Raw genomic sequence first — 18133 nt, forward strand, 5'->3', positions numbered from 1 at the left:
GGGTACTAATGTTAATTTACAACTATAAAAAAGAGTTTGTGGGGATTGACGAATCTGATCTAAAGGCTCTTGGATTTTCAGATCTATCTCAACTAAGAAGTGAATCAGCTGATTTCGCTGACTTGTTTGTCAAAACACCTGGTTTTGTACATAACTTTAAACATGTACACTGGATAGACTTTGTTACATGTGCAGAAGGCAGTGAAGCTTCAAAAGTCATCATACATGCAAATGGTAAAAACTTTAGATGTACGCTTGATATCAAAACTGCTTATCTGGTTGATGATGCATCACAAAAAGCCTATATAATCAACCTTCTAAACTTAAGAGCACTGACTCATAGTGAGAATGAACAGGTAGCTGGAGATATACTTGAAAAACCTGCACCGAGAATCTCTAACCAAAGTACAGCTATATTTAACACTCCAGACTTTAGTTCTGACTTTAATGATGACAAACATGATAAGGTAATTACTTCAGAACCTACAGAAAAGATAGAAGTAACGCATGATCCATATGAAATCAGCCCAATTGATACTATAGACGCACTAGAATTAAATCCTAAAGTTGTAGAAGATATCTATGAAAATGCTCCTATTGATCTTGGTGATGACCTTCTAGAACCTGATTACATAGAAGAAGAAGTAGAAGAGGTTCAAGATATAGAGCCAGAACTAGAACCAGTAAAAGAGCCACTGAAACGATTATACACTCAAGTACTTCACGTAGGTAATGACTATGTTTACGATCCACATCTTGCTTCCGATGAACTTGGTTTACCAGTTGACCTAATAGAAGAATTCATTCAAGATTTCATCTCTCAGGCAAATGATTTTAAAGATGACTTATATAAATCACTCAATGATGGTAACATGGATAATGTAAAAATTCTATCACATAAACTCAAAGGTGTTGCAGCAAACCTTCGTATTGAAGATGCTTTTGAAGTCCTTAGTACAATCAACACCTCAGATAATACCGATGAAATCAAAACGAATATGGATACATTCTACCTAATCATAGAAAAATTATCTACAAAAAGCATTCAGCCTGTTGCTTCTGCCCCTATACCAGAAAGCATTGAAGAGGATATCTCAAATGAAGATGATGATTTGGTCCTTAGCTTCAAAGATGATGAATTTTCCAAAATGGATGAGATTACACTAGAAGAACCAAAAATTGAAGACTATGAAGTACCTCAAAAAATTGAGATGCCAGAGCTCGCAGATGATGATTTTTTAACATTTGATGATTCCAAAGATGAAAATGAAGGATTAGAAGAAATAACTCTAAGCAATGAACTTAATGCTTTAGATGAAATTACTTTAGATGATGAATTAGACAGCATTGAAGAAGTTGAAACAGAGAAAATAATCCCAAAAATTTCATCTATTCATTACAACAAAGCACAAGCGGCTAATGAGATTGGAATAGAAGCAGAAAACTTTGAAGCACTCTTTAATGATTACATGATTGAAGGGAACAAAGCTTGTTCTGATATCAATAATGCTATAGAACAAGGTAACCATAGCTCATGGAGACAAACTGCTATAAAATTAAAAGGGATGAGTGATAACATGAGAATTCATGATTTTACAGTAGAACTTGAATCAATTATTAACACAGAAGATTCTAATGAAGCAAAAGAAGCTGTAGATTCAATTATTACTAAATTACAGCAAATATCAAGCAGAGAGGTCTAATATAATATGCAGTTAGGTTTAAAAAACAGACTAAGACTAATCAGTTTATTCCCTATCATTATTCTATTTTCACTAACAAGTTACTATTTATATGATTCATATAAAAATTATCAAAGAGCAGAATTTCTTCATAATAAACTAGCTGAAAACAGATACTTAAATGATGTAGTTGGTAACGTTGCGAGGGAAAGAGGTATGACTGCTATGTACCTCGGTAACCCATCAAAAAATATATTTAAATCTTTACAAGAACAGAGAAAAGTTGTAGATACAAAAATTGATGCTTACCTGGAGCATACAAAAAGTGATTCAGCTCTACATGACCATTCTAAGGGAGAAGAAAATTGTTTAGCTTGTCAAAACTATAACTCTGTAGAAGCATCGTTTGCTAAAATTCATGAAGCTAGAGATCTTGTAAATGAAAATAAAATAGAGTTTAAAGATGTATTTACAAATATTTACAGTAAAGTTGAAAGAAAATTTATCGCTCAACTTGAGCAAATTACAGAAAATCAAACAGATCAAGTGATTAATGAGCTTTATTCAATCTATATTGCAATGGTTAATGCCAAAGAATTTAGTGGTATTGAGAGAGGGTATATGTCTTACGTTATCTCACGCTCAAATCAACTCCAAGAAGAAGATCTTAATAAATGGATTTCTGTAATTGGTAAAGCTGACGCTATCAGTTACAAAACTCTTCATAATAAAGCTCTTCTAAATGAACTAAATTTAATCTTTGAAAATGAAGATGCTACAGAACTTTTTCAAGATATAAATACTGAGAGAACTGCAATTATTTCTGCTAGTCAAAGTGGAAAATATGACATTACTTCTGGTGTTTGGTTTACAATGCACTCTGAGAAAATCAATATTATTTCAAATGCAGAAGATTTACTACTTAATGACATGGATAAAAGAGCTGCCCAAGTACAAGAAGCTTCTCTACAATTTCTAATTGTTACACTGACAATTTGGCTAGTATCTTTAATCCTAGCTACATTAGGTTACTTCTTATCAAATGAAATTACAAGAAATATCAAAAATCTTGAAGATGTACTAAAAAGGGTTGCTGAAGATACTAGTGATGAAGATGATGAAACAGCTGTAATTAATTTACAAACTGCAGATGGTACAGCCCAAGCATATGACTTGCTAGAGAAAATTATTGCACAGACAAGAGAAGATAAAGAGTCTGCACAAGAAGCTAGTGAAGCTAAATCTATGTTTCTTGCAAACATGTCTCATGAAATTCGTACTCCACTAAATGGAATTGTTGGATTTACTGAACTTCTTAAAGATACAGGTTTAGGCGAAGAGCAGCATGAATTCGTTGAAATTATTGAAAAATCTTCTGAGAATCTCCTTGAAATTATCAATAATATTCTTGACCTTTCAAAAATTGAGAGTAATAAACTTGAGATTGAAGATATTGTATTTAACCCAATTGACGAGTTTGAAAGTGCTGTTGAAGTTTACGCTGTACGTGCAAGTGAGAAACATATAGACCTTGGCTGTTTCATTGATCCAACTCTTGAACATCCACTAAAAGGTGATCCTACTAAGATTAAAGAAATTATCATCAACCTACTTTCAAATGCTGTTAAATTCACGAGTAGTGCTGGTTCTATCAATGTAGATATTAGACGTGTTGAATGTGATCAAGATGGTAAAACAAGAGTTAGATTTGAAGTTCAAGATAGTGGTATTGGTGTAACTAGTGAGCAAAAATCTAGAATTTTTGAAGCATTCTCTCAAGCTGACACATCAATTACTCGTAAATATGGTGGTACAGGTCTAGGTCTTACAATTTCTAGTAGATTTGTTGAGCTAATGGGTGGTGAACTTGACCTTCACAGTGAGACAGGTTCTGGAACAACATTCTTCTTTACAATAGATTTTGAAGAGGTAGAAACACTAAATGAAAGCTCTAAAGGTAGTTTTTCTAGCCTTAACGCTTTGGTGCTTGAGAACAACCATAAAACAAAGAGACAAGAGACTTATCTTCGTGAATACCTAGACTTTTACGGTGTTAGCTATACTACATTTAAAGATATAAATGAGTTGGAAACTCTTCAAAGACAAGTTAGTTATGATTTAGTCTTTGTTGATTATGATTATGCTCAGGAAAGTGAGTTAAAAAGTTATGGAGACCTTCCACTATCTCTAGTTCTTTTAACTAAATCATACTATATGAAAAAAATAGACTCTCTACATATAAATGTGTTTAAGACTATATATGAGCCTCTAAATATTTCTAAGGTTAGGCAAGCTCTAGAAAACTACAACATTGAAAACTATAATACAAAAAGAGCTAAAAAAACAAACCGTAAAAAATTCAACAAAGATACATCAAAGTTCAAAGCTAATGTTTTAGTTGCAGAAGATAATATAATCAACCAAAAGCTAATCAAAAGAACTCTTGAGGACTTAGGCTTAACAGTAAGTATCGCAAACAACGGTCTTGAAGCTTTCCAAAAAAGAAAAGATGGGAACTTTGATTTAATCTTTATGGATATACAGATGCCATACTTGGATGGTGTTGAATCAACAGCTGAGATTTTAGAGTTTGAAGAAGATTTCAATCAGCCACATGTTCCAATAATAGCACTTACAGCAAATGCTCTAAAAGGGGATAGAGAAAGATTCTTGGAAGCAGGTCTCGATGAATATACGACTAAACCTCTAGTTCGTTCAGAAATAATTTCTCTGCTAAACCATTTTCTAGCAGACTTTATAATTGAAGAGGCTCCATTGGTACCAAGAAGTGCTGGTGAAGTGATAGAGGATAAAGATATTGATACTGATGAAGATTCAGAAGAAACAAATATTGAAACTTTTGTTCTAGATGATGTTGCTGAAGAAATCGATGAGATAGAAGAGACTATATCTATTTCAGATAAACAGAAATATAAAGCTGATATTCTACTAGCTAAAAAGAGTCTTTTTGAATCAAAACTATACATTCAACTACTAGAATCACTTGGATATACCTATGAGCTTGCTCACACAGCCCAAGAATTAAAAGAGTTAACTAACAGCAATACCTACAAACTTATTCTTTTTGACAAAGAATTAGATGGTTTAGAATTAGAAAAACTATCAAATGAGATTAAAGCTTCAAATAAAGATTGTGGCTTGACTTCTTTCCTAGTTCTTATTAGTGACCCTTCACTAAAAGAAGACTCTGATGATGCTTTATATGTGCATGAACTAATTAAAAATGTAGTAAACAAAGATTTACTTCGTTTAGTATTTGAAAAATTTATTTAAGGATAAAGTATGTCAAAAGAAGACTTAGTAGTATTAGCAGTAGATGATGATATGATCAACCTAAAACTACTCAAATCAATGTTAATGAAAAGTGGTAATGTTAAAGAAGTCATAGAAGCTAAAAATGGATCAGATGCCATAGGTGTTCTAAAATCAAGAAATGATATTGATTTAATCTTACTCGATATTATTATGCCAGTTATGGGCGGGATAGAGATGCTTAAAGTTGTACGCGCAGATGATAACCTTCGTCAACTTCCTATTATTGTTTTAACAACTGATGAGACAAAAAAAAGTGAGGCTTTAGAATTTGGAGCTAATGGGTTTTTAATGAAACCAATTAGAAACAATGACTTAATTCAAAAAATTGCCACTGTTATAGTTTAGGAAGTCTTTTAAGACTCCTTAACTAAAATATGTTTTAAGACTTCTTCTACTCTACTTACACCAATAATCTCTAAAGTATCTTTTACTTCTTTAGGAATATCTTCCAAATCTCTTTCATAATTTTTAGATGGTATAAGAACCTTGCTCATGCCGGCTTTATGTGCTGCAATCAACTTCTCTCTTAGCCCGCCAATTGGTAGAACATCACCACTTAAAGAAACCTCTCCGGTCATTGCAATCTCAGAACGAATCTTCTCTCCGCTAAGAATTGACGATATAACACTAACCATTGCTATACCTGCACTTGGACCATCTTTTGGAGTTGCACCATCTGGAACGTGTATATGAAGGTCATAACGCTTGTAAACTTCACTAGAATCTACTTTAATATTTTCCTCTTTCTCTTTAAATGTAAGAGGAATATTTTCAGGTGATATCTTTAACTTTCCACTATCTATTAGTGTTTTAACAACACTCATAGCAATTCTAGCACTCTCTTTCATAACATCACCGAGACTACCAGTGAGCTGCATTGATCCTTTACCCTTGATTCTAATGCTCTCAATCTTTAAAACATCACCGCCAACTGCTGTCCAAGCAAGTCCATTTACAACACCAACAACTGGGATTTTTGTAGTTTTTTCAATCTCAAATACACTTTTATCAAAAAAGTCTTTTAAGTTTTTTAAAGATATAGAAACTTTATCTATACCACCATCTTCTAGCATCTTACGAGCTACTTTTCGACTCATGTCTGCGATACGACGACGCAGATTTCTAACTCCGGCTTCTCTTGTATAGCTGTGAATCAGTTCTTTTAACGCAGGGCTAGAAATACTAACCTCACTCTTTTTAAGTCCATGCTTTTTAAGCTCTTGAGGAAGTAAATATCTTTTTGCTATTTCAAACTTCTCTTGTGGAGTATATGAACTTATAGTAATAAATTCCATTCTATCACGAAGAGGTGTAGGAATACGGCTAACATCATTTGCGGTTGCAATAAAAATAACCTTGCTTAAATCTATGTCAAAGTTAAGATAATAATCTCTAAACTCTTTATTTTGTTCAGGATCTAATATTTCTAATAGTGCAGCTGTCGGATCTCCTCGTTGAGAGCGAGAAACTTTATCTATCTCATCTAAAACAACAACTGGATTCATCTTTTTAGCATCTATAAGACCTTGAGTAATACGACCAGGCATAGCACCAACATAAGTTCGTCTGTGTCCTCTTAGCTCGTTTACATCTTCAAGTCCACCAAGGGCAATTCTAATTAATGGTCTCTTTAGGGCTTGAGCAATAGAGTTTGCTAGAGAAGTTTTACCAACACCAGGAGGTCCTGAGAAACAAAGGATTGCTCCAGCACTGTCATTTCCTAGACCTCTTAACTCTAAGAGTTCTTTTACAGCAAAATATTCAACTATTCTCTCTTTTGGTTTTTTAAGTGAGAAATGATCTTCATTTAACTGAGCTTCAACATCTTTTATTTTAAGTGCTTTTTTTGCATTTTCACCAAATGGGATTTCTAAAGACCAGTCTAAATATGTCTGAGTCATAGATGCATCTGAAGAGTCCGGATGCATCCTAGAGAATCTCTCTATCTGCTTAGATATCTCTTTATAAGCTTCTTCACCCATCTTACTTTTTTTAGCTTCTAGTTTATTACGGTATTCTTCAATCTCTTCATCTCTTGCCGTATCTGTACCCAACTCTTTTTGAATCTGTTTTAATTGCTCTTTTAGAAAGTACTCTTTATTCACTTTTTCTATATGAGTATGAACTTTACTTCTAATCTCTTTTTGTAATTTATTTGCTTCTATTTCATCAATAAGATAATCGATTAAAAAAAGAAATCTTTTTTCTGTATCTGTTTCGACAAAAAGTTTATAAGCCTGTTCTTTTTTTAGTTTGACAGTACTACAAATCAAATCAATAATTCGGTTGTGATCATGATTCTCTTCTATAGTTCTTAACAAATCAGGTGGGAAGTAATTGCTTACACTAGATAGTGTTCTGACTTTTTCACGAACTATTTCAAGTATTGCATCTACTTTCAGTGACTCAATATTTGTAGCTTCAAGGATACTTACATTTGCAATTAAAGGTGCAGCTTGTACCTCATAAAGTGTCTTAGCACGAGCAAGACCTTGAAAAAGAACTTTTACACGACCATCAGGAAGTGCTACTTTTCTCATGATAGAGCCAACAACACCAGCATCGTATAGTGAGTCGTACGTTCTCTCACCATCACGAGAAGGTTTAGTCGGACAAACAATAACTAAAGAGCTATCTTCCATTGCTAAAGTTGCAGCATTTATGTTGTTTTCATCACTTAAAAAAAGCGGTGAAATCATAAAAGGGTATAAAAAAAGTTCATCTTCTGCTATAACAGGTATATCCGCTGGAAATTCTCCATAATTGCTTAGTTTCATATTTAATCCTAATTTATTAAAGTTCTAATATTTTATCTCTCAAAGCATTAAATTCATCATCAGTAATAATACCTTTGTCTTTTAAGCTTTGAGCTTTATTTAATTCATTTTGTTGAAATTCACTCAAAGTTTGCTTAGGTTTCTCTATCTCTTTTGCTTTAGTTTCAGTAGCAAGACTATCATCAAATATAGAGTTTCTTGAAACTACACTTCTAGTGTCTGGAACCATAAAACCATACCAACTAGCTGTTCCATCACCTTCAAACCAGGCACGATACCAAGCTGTATTCGCTCTGTCAATCTCATTCCAATCTATCCATGGCTGTGGTTTTAGTGATCTATAATACTCGGCACTTTTTGGCTTATCAAGCCTAACATAAAGGTCTGCAATAGTCTCATTTAAGGCAGCTTCTGCCATATAAAGACGAGTTTGCATAGTATCTACAACAGCGTAATACATAGAATTTGGATAGTTGTGTTTAAACTTTTGTGCTTCTTTAATAGCCTCTTCAATAAGAGCCTGATCACGTCTTGGATTTGGAAGTGCTAGATACTTAGACTTTATTTTTAAGAACTCTGCATCTTCTTTTTCATTTGCAGTTGCATATCTTTTTATGTACTCGTTTAAAAAATGCTCACTAAGCAAGTATTCTTCATAGTACATATGAGCTATTGCTAAAATCATTGTTGCTTCGGGAAGAAGAGGAGAACCAATATGTTCACCTTGAAGGGAACTGTAATAATTATCAGCTTTTTCTAAATCTCCATCAGAGATATTTTTAACTATCTTGCCATACCAATAAACGGCAGGTTTGTTATACTCTTCTAACTCTTTAGAACAGCCACTAAAGAAGATAATCACTGCAAATGCACTTAAGAAAAAACTACTTTTTAATTTCATTAAATAATATCCCAATATATAAATAAGTTGATATTCTATCCAAAAGTTATATAACACAGATTAAACTCTTACTATAGTCATGGTACATTTTATGCTTTAGGTGCTATAATAAACAAATATTTTACAAAAGGTTTTTTATGAAATTTGATATAAGTGTGCCTCTTTTAGGCTTTGAAGACACAAAGCAGGTAGAGTTACAAAAGATAGATGATGTTTTTATGAAAATGGTTTCATGTGAAGATGAGCACATATCTTTTACTCTAATTGACCCTTTTGTTTTACGAGAATATGACTTTGAAGTTCCAAATAATGTTAAAGACATAATGGAGATAGATGAAAAATCAAATCTTTTGATTTTAAATATAGTTCTTATACAAACTCCGATAGAAAGTTCAGTGGTAAATTTCATCGGACCACTGATTTTTAATACTGACAACAACAGAGCTGCTCAAATCATTCTTGGTGAATCTACTAAATATGGTGTAGCTGAAAAAATCTCTACTTTCTTAAATAAGTAATTTATATAAAACTAGGTTCTAAGCACCTAAGCTTAGGGCTTTCAAGCTATCAGCATAGAAAATAAATCCTTAAAACAATTTATCACATTTAAGCTAATTTAACAGTTTTCATACAAAATTTGGAAAAAAACAGTATAATTAATGCATAATAAATATGAAATATTACATGAGCCCATTTTTTGTGTGCTATCTTTTTTGTTATATCAAGGAGTCTGTCATGAAAACTTTTAAGAAAGCTTTTTATCTCCCGCTACTGTTTTTAATAATTCCATTTTCACTATTCTCTTGGGAAAGTATATATGGAGGTCGTGGAAATTTTTCTACTGACTCTGATTTTCATCTGCTTTATGGAGGGATAGGATATAGTGTATTTGGGGATTTAGAAGCAACCGGAAATAGTATATTAAGTAGTAACAATCCTACTAATGCTAATCTAATTACAGACATTACTACATATAAAACTATTGATGCAAATTTCAATAGCGCTACTTACTCTCTTGGTGATGCTGAAAAAATGAACTCATCTAGTGCTACCCTCACTCTTCCATCATATGTAAAAGGCTCTGATATTGTATGGGCAGGTTTATTTTGGCAAGGCCATGTACTGCGTGAAGGCGGTGCTTATACTGATGCTACTATTGATGCGGATATAGTAGGATGGAATAATGCAACAATCAAAGATGCTGCAGGTACTATGCACAAAATTACTGCACCAGTTGGGACTAATGACTTAAATCATAAAACATTTTACTATACAGTTACAGATGGAACTGGATATAGACATCACTATGGTGCTTACCATGAAGTTACAGACATAGTAAAAAACTCATATACATCAGCACAGAACACTTTTACTGTTGGTAATATTAAAACTACTGCTGGTAGAGATGATGGTGAGTATGTATATATAGCTCAAGCTCCTACATACTCTGGAAATTATCAATTTGGTTTATATGGTGGATGGAGTTTGCTAATTGTTTACAATGTAGATGGAACAACAGCTTTTGCTAATAATGTAGCGATGAAAACAGTTTCAATCTTTGATGGTTTCGATTTATACTTGACATGGGGACCTGATGGAACAGCATTTGAAACAACTATTGATGTTTCAGGATTTATTACTCCTAAAACAGGTACTGTAAATAGTAAGTTACTTTTATTTGGAGGTGCCGGAGATAGGCACTTAACTCCAGATACACTTCAAATTCAAAATCAAAAAAATGTAGGTACATATTCAAATCTTACTAATACTCCAAATCCAGTAGGAGGACAATTTAATCATACTTATACAAAATTTGGTAATCATATGACTCCAGGAGACACAAATAAGCAAGGTATGGATTTAGATATATTTGATGTATCTTCTCAAATGGACAATGAACAAACAAATACAAAACTTAAATTCGGTGTTGTTAAGAATGGTGGATGTGACCAGATATTTCCACAAGTAATAGCTTTTTCAACAGAACTATACGAACCACAATTTTGCTATGATTACGCATATAGTCAGCAAGGTATTTACTTTACAGAAAATAATGATGGTACGAAAGACCCTGATCTCATTGGAGATGTAATAACTGATTCACCAGTAGAAGTTAAAATTTTTATTAGAAACCTTGTATCAGATTTTGCCATAACTGATATGACAGTAAATATTACGGACATTAACACTACTCAAGCATCTTACGAAACTGACTCAACTAAATTGGCAAAAATTGGCAATTTAATTCCTACAAGCCTTAATGATGCAGCAGACTTAAATGTTACAACAACTGGGAATATGACTTCCATAAAAAGTATCAATATTGGAAATATGACTTCTTATGATCATTTTTATGTTTATTATTCTCTTGATCCAAAGCAAAATTTAGATATGCCTATAAATGTAGATGCAACTTATAACTTGGTTGTCAATGCCTCAACTATTATTCCTTACACTCTTAAACTTGGTGCAAATGTACCTATGTGTTCTGACGCCAACTATGCATACTCTCCAGCAAAAGGTAGATTTAATGTTGTTCATAATAGCTATTACGATTTAGACGTAGGTGGAACAAAAGATGACTATAATCTACCTACTCAAGTTACATCAAGAACTGGTAATTTTAAGGTCATTTCAGTTGATGAAAATGCTACAGATACTCTAAAAAATGTTTCAACAATTGCGGCGGTTGAGATGATTGACTCGTCTGCATTTCATGATGTAAATGCTTCATGTCAAGAACTAGCTAGTTCTATAAGTGAAAAAGTATGGGTACTTTTTGATGGTAATGTTACATCAACACAATTTAATGATGCTGCAATACAAAGTGCCATATCAAATAATATGACAAGCCTGACTACAAGCTCAGAATTTTACAAAAATGCACGACAAAATGCTGCATTTAGAGTTAGTTTTAACTTAACAAATGATGGTAATGATGATTTAGTAAAGGTAGAGCCAGGAAGTAAAGCAAATACTTATAAAATAAACTTCACAGAGTTGGTGCAAAATTTAGGTACTTGTGCTAAAGATATGGATGGTATACCAAACAATACCGATACTGTTGCGCAATGGTGCTCTAACAACAGTGACAAACTAACAAAGGAAGATATTGCAATTTGTATGGAGTGTGTGTATGGATTTAATACAAAGCTAGTTTGTTCTCGCGACAACTTTTCTATTAGACCTGAAGCTATTATGGTTCATATAGATGATCAAGACCAAACAACTCCAACATCACAGAGTAGACTAACTACGGGAGAATCAGGTGTAGTTGGAGCTGTTAGTTCAATACAAAACTTAGCGGCTGACTATGAATACAATCTTGAATTGAATGCTACAAATCATATAAACAACACTTCATCTTATGGCTATACAAGATCTTTTAATATAGCAACACTAAATGATGAAGCTCTGTACGCATGGGAACCAAGAGGTTTGAGTCCAGCTCAACTAATTACGAGAAATTTAGCTTGTAATGATGATACTAACAAATCATTAGATATTAGATTTGTTAATGGTAAAGTAGATGCGAATACTTCTATTCAGGAAGTTGGAGAATATAGCTTAAGCTTGTTAGATAGAACGTGGACAGCAGTTGATAGCGATCCTATATATATGGGGCATCACACTGGTAGCCATTTTTCGTCTAATTTAGATTGTACACTTAATTCTTCAAGAACATATCCAATAAACACAGCTATAGATTTTACAAGCACAACAACATTAGCAAATACACTAACTGGTTGTGAAATAAGTTCTAACCACACAAACCCAACAACAAATGTAAAATATAATGATTATAATGTAACATTTCATCCATATGAGTTTACACTTCTTACAACTACAACTATAGGTATGGGCAATATCACTCCACCATTATTAAAACCATTTGTCTATATGGCAGATATATCACAAGATGAAAATGTATCAGTGCACTTAAATACCTCCATTACCGCAAGAGGTAAAACTACTGCTACAGGACTTAGTAACTTTGTTACCGGATGCTATGCAAAACCACTGGACATTAACATCACCAAGTCAGCTATGATCAATACTCAACTTGAGTATAAATACAGAGTTCATGACTTAAACTCTACCAACGATATCATAACAGCAAATGACATCAATGGTTCCATACCAAAAGGCAGTACAACGCTTTCTCCAAATTTCACAACTACAAGTGGATATTTTCAGAAAAATATGAATGGTACTATAAATACTACTGCGAACCTTAACTTTAGCAGAGATGCAAATGCAACTGCAAACCCTGAGAGCATTACGTTTATAACCTATGCAGCGGGAGATCCTAACAACTCATTTAAGGCTGATTTAAATCCAAGTAAAACAGCAGATGGCAATTCTACAATAAACCAAACAATCACTCACTATTATGGACGTACAAATACACCTAAGAAGAGTGTTGTTTGTAAATCTGTACCTTGTCAAACCAATACTGATCCGAATCCAGCTAACAATCCAGATTTCACAAGAGTTTTTATGTATTTTGAAGTATTTTGTAACGGCACATTAAATGGAAATACATGTATTCCGGCACTGCTTCCTAATGCCACTTTTAATACAAATGATATAAGATGGTGGACGAATAATAGTCATGACCAAAGTGTAACAAATGGAACAGATGGAATAATGGGAATAATAAGCGAAGTTAACGGAAATACTAATGTAACAGATATAAATCAAACTGCATTATTAAAATACCAATACGAAACTATACTTAGATATAACTCTGCGGCTTCTCCAGCATTCCCATATACTGGAAATATGCAAAATGCTGCTTCAAGATGGTTAATCTATGATGAAAGTAACATTAATGCAACTACAAATAAATTTAGAGTTGATTTTATGAGACAAGCAGGTTGGAGTGGTAAACATGAAACAGATGCTACTACTCAAACAAGAGGTGCTGTAAAAGTAAATAAAAGAAGTATGTGGTAATGAAAAAGTTAACAAATAGACTCGCTTTTACAATGATAGAACTTATCTTTGCTATTGTAATAATTGCACTATCAGTTATGTCGTTACCTATGATGAGTGAAGTAACTTCAAGTGGAATTGAAAATAATCTTGTTCAAGAAGCAATATTCGCAGCAGCAACAGAGGCTAATGAAGCAACATCTCACATGTGGGATGAACACTCAATGAATGATGTCAACTTAACAGAATATTCTAGAGTTGTAAATGTAAATAACGAATGTAACGCAACTACTTTTAAAAGACTAGGACACATCAACAGAAGATGTATAAATAACTTAGCACTTGGAACATTTACAGGAACAGTCTTTAACTTTTCTATCAACTTTGCTGATCACAATGCATCTTTAATATTTATAGCACCAACTGGAAGCTCTATTACATCGGCAGAAGGCTATAAACAGAACTATAATAGCACTGCTGTTGTTAGCAATCCATCTTCATTTGGATTAGCAGCTGATAATCCAAACAGTAACATAAAAGAGATACAAGTTACTATAACAAATGTAACTACAAACGAAATAATAACTGTTCTTAGTGCATATACTGCTAATATAGGTGAACCAGATCTTGGTAGTGGTAATATATATCATAAAGGAACTTACTAATGAAAAATCGTAAAGCCTTTACTATGATAGAACTAATATTTGTTATTGTTATAATGGGAATCCTAGGTAAGTTTGGTGTTGAATTTCTAGCTCAGGCATATAATAGTTTTATATTTTCAAATATAAATAACACTCTTCAATCACAAAGTGCTACAGCTGTTGAGTTTATTTCTACAAGACTACAACATCGAATCAAAGACTCTGCTATTGTAAGAAATACAAATATCAATCAAAATAGTACTGCTGATGATATATGGAATTTGTTAACACAAAGTGAAGATGAAAATGCAACTGTATTGGAATGGATTAGTTCAGATATAGATAGTTTTCGTGGTCTCTCTGATGGTGGAGTTGGTGTGTTAAACCTTCCAAACTGGAGTGGAATTATAGATATAGATGCTGGTAATGCCAATTTTATTGTTTCTCCAGGAACAGATACAACAAAAGTAAATTCATTAATAAATATACTCTCAAATACAAACAGTAGCATCAATGACGCTGCAATTTATTTTATTGGTTCATCAACTCAAGGTAACGGTTGGGGATATGATGGAGCAGTTATAACAGACCAGAATGCTTCTATACATCCTATTAACCTTGTTATTGGTCAGCCAACTCAATTTGTGTCCAGTACGACTGCTCCTGTTAATTTTTCCGGGGTAGATGTTTATGAGTATTATAAACTATCATGGACTGCAAATGCTATTGCACATGATTTTGCAACAGGGGAATTGAGATTTTACTATGACTATCAGCCTTGGAAAGGTGAAAATTATCTTGATGACGGTAAATTTGCTGTGATAATGGAAAATGTTAGTTCTTTTCGTTTTAGATCAGTATCTTCTTTAATAAAGTTACAAGTATGTGTAAAAAGTAATCAAACAAATGAGGAGTATTCAATATGCAAAGAAAAAACAATCTTTTAAGAACTTCTCATATTGGAAAGAGAAATGGGATTGCCATGATTATGGCAATTACAGTGCTTGTTATAATTGCTACAATAATGGCACTATCTTTGTCATTAACGACGCAAACATCAAAACGAACTACTGATTTATATCTCTATGAACAATCTGTACTTCTTTCACACAGTGCAGCAGAGTATGCTCTACTTAAAATGTCGCAAACTGCACAATGCACACTTTCTAACTTAAATTTTAATCATGGTGCTGGGAATCTATATAATATTAATGTAGATATGCGCTATATATCTGTAATAGGGACTACATGTCAAATTAATGCTAATGCATTGGGTCTAGAATACACTAATGTTGTTACTAATGAAACTAGTGGAACAGTTCTAATGGATATAACCGTTACAACAACTGCCGGAAACGAACCAATCCGCTATTTTAGAAGAAGCATCCAGAAATTATAATTTATATAAACCTTTTAATGCTATAATTCGAAATTAAAATATTAAAAGGTCATATTATGAATATTTCTCTTACGGGAAGACAGTTAGAACTTACTGAGCCTATCAAAGCTCATATGAATACATCTATCGAAACACTTAGCAAATATAACATGGATATTATTTCTGTAAATGTTGTTGCTTCTGCGCAAACAAAAAAAGGTAAAGAGCACTCAGTAGTTGAGTTTGTTATCAACCTTGCTCACAAAAACTCAGTAATCATCAAACAAAACGATGATGATTTATATGCTGCTATTGACTTAGCTATTGCTAGAGCTCAAAAAGCTTTACGTCGAATGCATGACAAAGAAGTTGGTCATCGTGTAGTTGGTCTTAACGAGATTAAATCAGAAACTGTAAATCTTAAAGAAGAAGCGGAAGCTAACGAAGATGAAATCGTACCAGTAGAACTTGATCTTTACAAACCTCGTGAAGTTGAAGATGTTCTAAACGACTTAAAAGAAACTGGCAAACTGTTTGAAATCTTTTTAGATAACGAAGATAAAACTCGTGTTCTTTACAAAAGAAACGACGGTAAATTCGGACTTTATTAGCCACTACCCAGAAGTAAAGATTTCTTTACTTCTGACACTATCTCAATATCCTCTGACAAATCAACCCATTTAAACTGACTTCCACTTTGAGAAGCACCTTTAAGTAAATCACCACTTTTTCTAAACTTTAAATCTAAATTTGCAATATCAAAACCACTTGTAGTATCTACAAATCTATCCAGTCTATCTGTTGTACTTTGATTTGTATAGAGATAACAGTAGCCTTTTAAACCTGTTCTACTAACTCTACCTCTTAGCTGATGAAGAGTCGATAATCCTAATCTCTCAGCTCCAACTATGACAACAGTAGTAAGTCTAGGAAGAGATATACCAACTTCTACAACCGTAGTAGCGATTAAAAGACTTCCCTTTTCACGAAAGTCTAAAAGCACTTCCTCTTTTTGTTTATCTTTTCCATGAGTTACATAGACATTATCAAAGCTTTTTTCCCAATATCCTCGTGCCTCATCAATACTCTGATAGTCTAAAACTTCACTCTGCTCCACTAATGGATAGACTAAAAGGACTTGATTATTTTTAGCTATTTCTTCTTCTATATGCTCTAGTAAATCTTTAAAATCATTTTTATGTATTACTTTACTTGTTATATCTTTTGTAAATGGTGTAGAAGTAATCAAGCTAACATCTATGTGAGCTGTCTCTATCATGGCCTGTGTTCTTGGAATTGGAGTAGCACTAAACTGTAAAAAATGCGGTTTCTTAGCTCCACTACTAACTAACTTCTCAAGCATATTTCTTTGAGCCGTTCCAAACCTGTGCTGCTCATCTACCATAACAAGACCTGCATCTGGAAGTTCTCTGTATAAAAGAGCATGAGTACCGATGATAAAATCAAACTCTTGTAAGTCTATTTTTTTAGTTTTATTAGTTACCAAAACACTTTTTGCATCTGGTAAAAACTTTTGTGCTTCTTCAAATAACTGATTTGCAAGTATGGTAGTTGGAGCCATTAAAATAGAGCGACGTGGCAACATCATAGATGCAGACGCTAAAATCACCATAGTCTTACCACTTCCAACATCACCCACTATCATACGTCTAGATGCTACATCTTTTTTAAAGTCATTTTTTATGTCATCTATTGCATCTGTCTGTTCATTTGTAAGTTTAAAAGGAAGAGAAGAGTTCCAAGTTTCATAGTCAGCATCTACTTTAACTATTGGCTCAAAGTATCTTCGTTTTGCTGATAGTTGTTTCATATAAGTGAATAGTTCTAAATATTTAAGTGCATCTATGGTTTTGGCATCTAACTCTTTTAAGTTCACAAGAGTAGTAGGAAAGTGAAGTTTCAATATCTCCTGTGCTATCTCTTCTTTTAAGCCCTCTGAGAGCAAGTTTTCTAGTGTTAGGTTATTTTGTACAAGGCGAAGCATAACGTCGCTTCTAAGCGCTGATTTGTACTTTGGAGTGATAGAACCTACAGTTGTAGTTTTTCTAGGCATGCTCATACTACAGTTTCCGGTTTTGCAGTCTATGACGCCATAGAAATAATCTCTATCTCCAACTTTAAACTGATGCATCATATATGGTTTTGGACGAAATAGTACACCGCTTATAGTATGTCCTAAATTGTGAGAGTAAAAAGTTATCTGGATTGTATTTGGAGCGCGAAAAACTGACTCAACTGTCGCATCTATTAGTTGAGGCTTGCCAATTTGGATTCTATTATGAAGAGTCAAGTCTTCATAGGAGTGAGGAATATTAAGAGCGAGTTCACACCAAGAGTTGACACCTAGCTTTTTAAACTTTGACTCTAAATCTTTTGTGAGGTTCATATTATTTCCTTGAGTTGCTAATACTACCTCTTTTTCTGAACCTCATCTAAAAATATTTCAAATTGCAATA

The 18133-nt window shown here is 33.2% G+C and carries 12 protein-coding genes; 9 read left to right on the plus strand and 3 right to left on the minus strand.

Features of this window, described 5'->3' with window-relative positions; genetic code table 11:
* Positions 1 to 8 precede the first annotated feature (8 nt).
* Genes SMGD1_RS04030 through SMGD1_RS04040 form a run of 3 tightly spaced genes read left to right on the plus strand, consistent with a single transcriptional unit; the run spans position 9 to position 5363 of the window.
* On the plus strand, positions 9 to 1703 hold the full coding sequence (locus SMGD1_RS04030; RefSeq protein ID WP_008338750.1) for an Hpt domain-containing protein: 1695 nt from the start codon (positions 9 to 11) through the stop codon (positions 1701 to 1703).
* A gap of 6 nt (positions 1704 to 1709) precedes the next feature.
* Positions 1710 to 4976: a nitrate- and nitrite sensing domain-containing protein gene (locus tag SMGD1_RS04035; RefSeq protein WP_008338760.1), complete on the plus strand. Its 3267-nt coding sequence runs from the start codon at positions 1710 to 1712 to the stop codon at positions 4974 to 4976.
* Between the two features lie 9 nt (positions 4977 to 4985).
* Positions 4986 to 5363 carry a response regulator gene (locus SMGD1_RS04040; RefSeq protein WP_008338800.1) on the plus strand — a complete coding sequence of 126 codons (378 nt, stop codon included), beginning with the start codon at positions 4986 to 4988 and terminating at the stop codon, positions 5361 to 5363.
* An 8-nt stretch (positions 5364 to 5371) separates the two neighbouring features.
* On the opposite strand, the gene lon is transcribed toward SMGD1_RS04040, so the two are convergent.
* Both lon and bamD read right to left on the minus strand, forming a co-directional pair.
* The gene (gene lon / locus SMGD1_RS04045) at positions 5372 to 7795 is read right to left on the minus strand and encodes an endopeptidase La (RefSeq protein ID WP_008338720.1); all 2424 of its coding nucleotides are present in this window, start codon (positions 7793 to 7795) and stop codon (positions 5372 to 5374) included.
* Between the two features lie 16 nt (positions 7796 to 7811).
* On the minus strand, positions 7812 to 8696 hold the full coding sequence (bamD, locus tag SMGD1_RS04050) for an outer membrane protein assembly factor BamD (protein ID WP_008338825.1): 885 nt from the start codon (positions 8694 to 8696) through the stop codon (positions 7812 to 7814).
* Positions 8697 to 8833: 137 nt separating this feature from the next.
* On the opposite strand from bamD, the gene fliW reads away from it, so the two are divergent.
* The 6 genes from fliW (at position 8834) to hpf (ending at position 16267) form a co-directional block, all read left to right on the plus strand.
* Positions 8834 to 9214: a flagellar assembly protein FliW gene (gene fliW, locus SMGD1_RS04055; RefSeq protein ID WP_008338894.1), complete on the plus strand. Its 381-nt coding sequence runs from the start codon at positions 8834 to 8836 to the stop codon at positions 9212 to 9214.
* A 217-nt stretch (positions 9215 to 9431) separates the two neighbouring features.
* Positions 9432 to 13655, plus strand: a complete 4224-nt coding sequence (locus SMGD1_RS04060) for a hypothetical protein (protein ID WP_008339049.1) — start codon at positions 9432 to 9434, stop codon at positions 13653 to 13655.
* Complete coding sequence (locus SMGD1_RS04065; protein WP_008340710.1) at positions 13655 to 14299, plus strand: type II secretion system protein; 645 nt, start codon at positions 13655 to 13657, stop codon at positions 14297 to 14299. The genes SMGD1_RS04060 and SMGD1_RS04065 overlap by 1 nt, the downstream gene beginning before the upstream one ends.
* The gene (locus SMGD1_RS04070) at positions 14299 to 15225 is read left to right on the plus strand and encodes a prepilin-type N-terminal cleavage/methylation domain-containing protein (protein ID WP_008340713.1); all 927 of its coding nucleotides are present in this window, start codon (positions 14299 to 14301) and stop codon (positions 15223 to 15225) included. The genes SMGD1_RS04065 and SMGD1_RS04070 overlap by 1 nt, the downstream gene beginning before the upstream one ends.
* Positions 15201 to 15677 (plus strand): hypothetical protein, encoded by a 477-nt coding sequence (locus SMGD1_RS04075; RefSeq protein ID WP_008338888.1) that lies wholly within the window; start codon positions 15201 to 15203, stop codon positions 15675 to 15677. The genes SMGD1_RS04070 and SMGD1_RS04075 overlap by 25 nt, the downstream gene beginning before the upstream one ends.
* 56 nt (positions 15678 to 15733) lie before the next feature.
* Positions 15734 to 16267: a ribosome hibernation-promoting factor, HPF/YfiA family gene (hpf, locus tag SMGD1_RS04080; protein WP_008338709.1), complete on the plus strand. Its 534-nt coding sequence runs from the start codon at positions 15734 to 15736 to the stop codon at positions 16265 to 16267.
* Here hpf and recG read toward each other — a convergent pair.
* Complete coding sequence (gene recG, locus SMGD1_RS04085; protein WP_008338790.1) at positions 16264 to 18063, minus strand: ATP-dependent DNA helicase RecG; 1800 nt, start codon at positions 18061 to 18063, stop codon at positions 16264 to 16266. The genes hpf and recG overlap by 4 nt on opposite strands.
* Positions 18064 to 18133: the final 70 nt, after the last annotated feature.

It is taken from the genome of Sulfurimonas gotlandica GD1, from assembly GCF_000242915.1.
GTDB classification, from domain to species: Bacteria; Campylobacterota; Campylobacteria; order Campylobacterales; family Sulfurimonadaceae; genus Sulfurimonas; species Sulfurimonas gotlandica.

Coding starts and splice junctions, on each gene's coding strand:
- SMGD1_RS04030 (WP_008338750.1), top strand. CDS start 9: ATGTTAATTTACAACTATAAAAAAGAGTTTGTGGGGATTGACGAATCT.
- SMGD1_RS04035 (WP_008338760.1), top strand. CDS start 1,710: ATGCAGTTAGGTTTAAAAAACAGACTAAGACTAATCAGTTTATTCCCT.
- SMGD1_RS04040 (WP_008338800.1), top strand. CDS start 4,986: ATGTCAAAAGAAGACTTAGTAGTATTAGCAGTAGATGATGATATGATC.
- lon (WP_008338720.1), bottom strand. CDS start 7,795: ATGAAACTAAGCAATTATGGAGAATTTCCAGCGGATATACCTGTTATA.
- bamD (WP_008338825.1), bottom strand. CDS start 8,696: ATGAAATTAAAAAGTAGTTTTTTCTTAAGTGCATTTGCAGTGATTATC.
- fliW (WP_008338894.1), top strand. CDS start 8,834: ATGAAATTTGATATAAGTGTGCCTCTTTTAGGCTTTGAAGACACAAAG.
- SMGD1_RS04060 (WP_008339049.1), top strand. CDS start 9,432: ATGAAAACTTTTAAGAAAGCTTTTTATCTCCCGCTACTGTTTTTAATA.
- SMGD1_RS04065 (WP_008340710.1), top strand. CDS start 13,655: ATGAAAAAGTTAACAAATAGACTCGCTTTTACAATGATAGAACTTATC.
- SMGD1_RS04070 (WP_008340713.1), top strand. CDS start 14,299: ATGAAAAATCGTAAAGCCTTTACTATGATAGAACTAATATTTGTTATT.
- SMGD1_RS04075 (WP_008338888.1), top strand. CDS start 15,201: ATGCAAAGAAAAAACAATCTTTTAAGAACTTCTCATATTGGAAAGAGA.
- hpf (WP_008338709.1), top strand. CDS start 15,734: ATGAATATTTCTCTTACGGGAAGACAGTTAGAACTTACTGAGCCTATC.
- recG (WP_008338790.1), bottom strand. CDS start 18,063: ATGAACCTCACAAAAGATTTAGAGTCAAAGTTTAAAAAGCTAGGTGTC.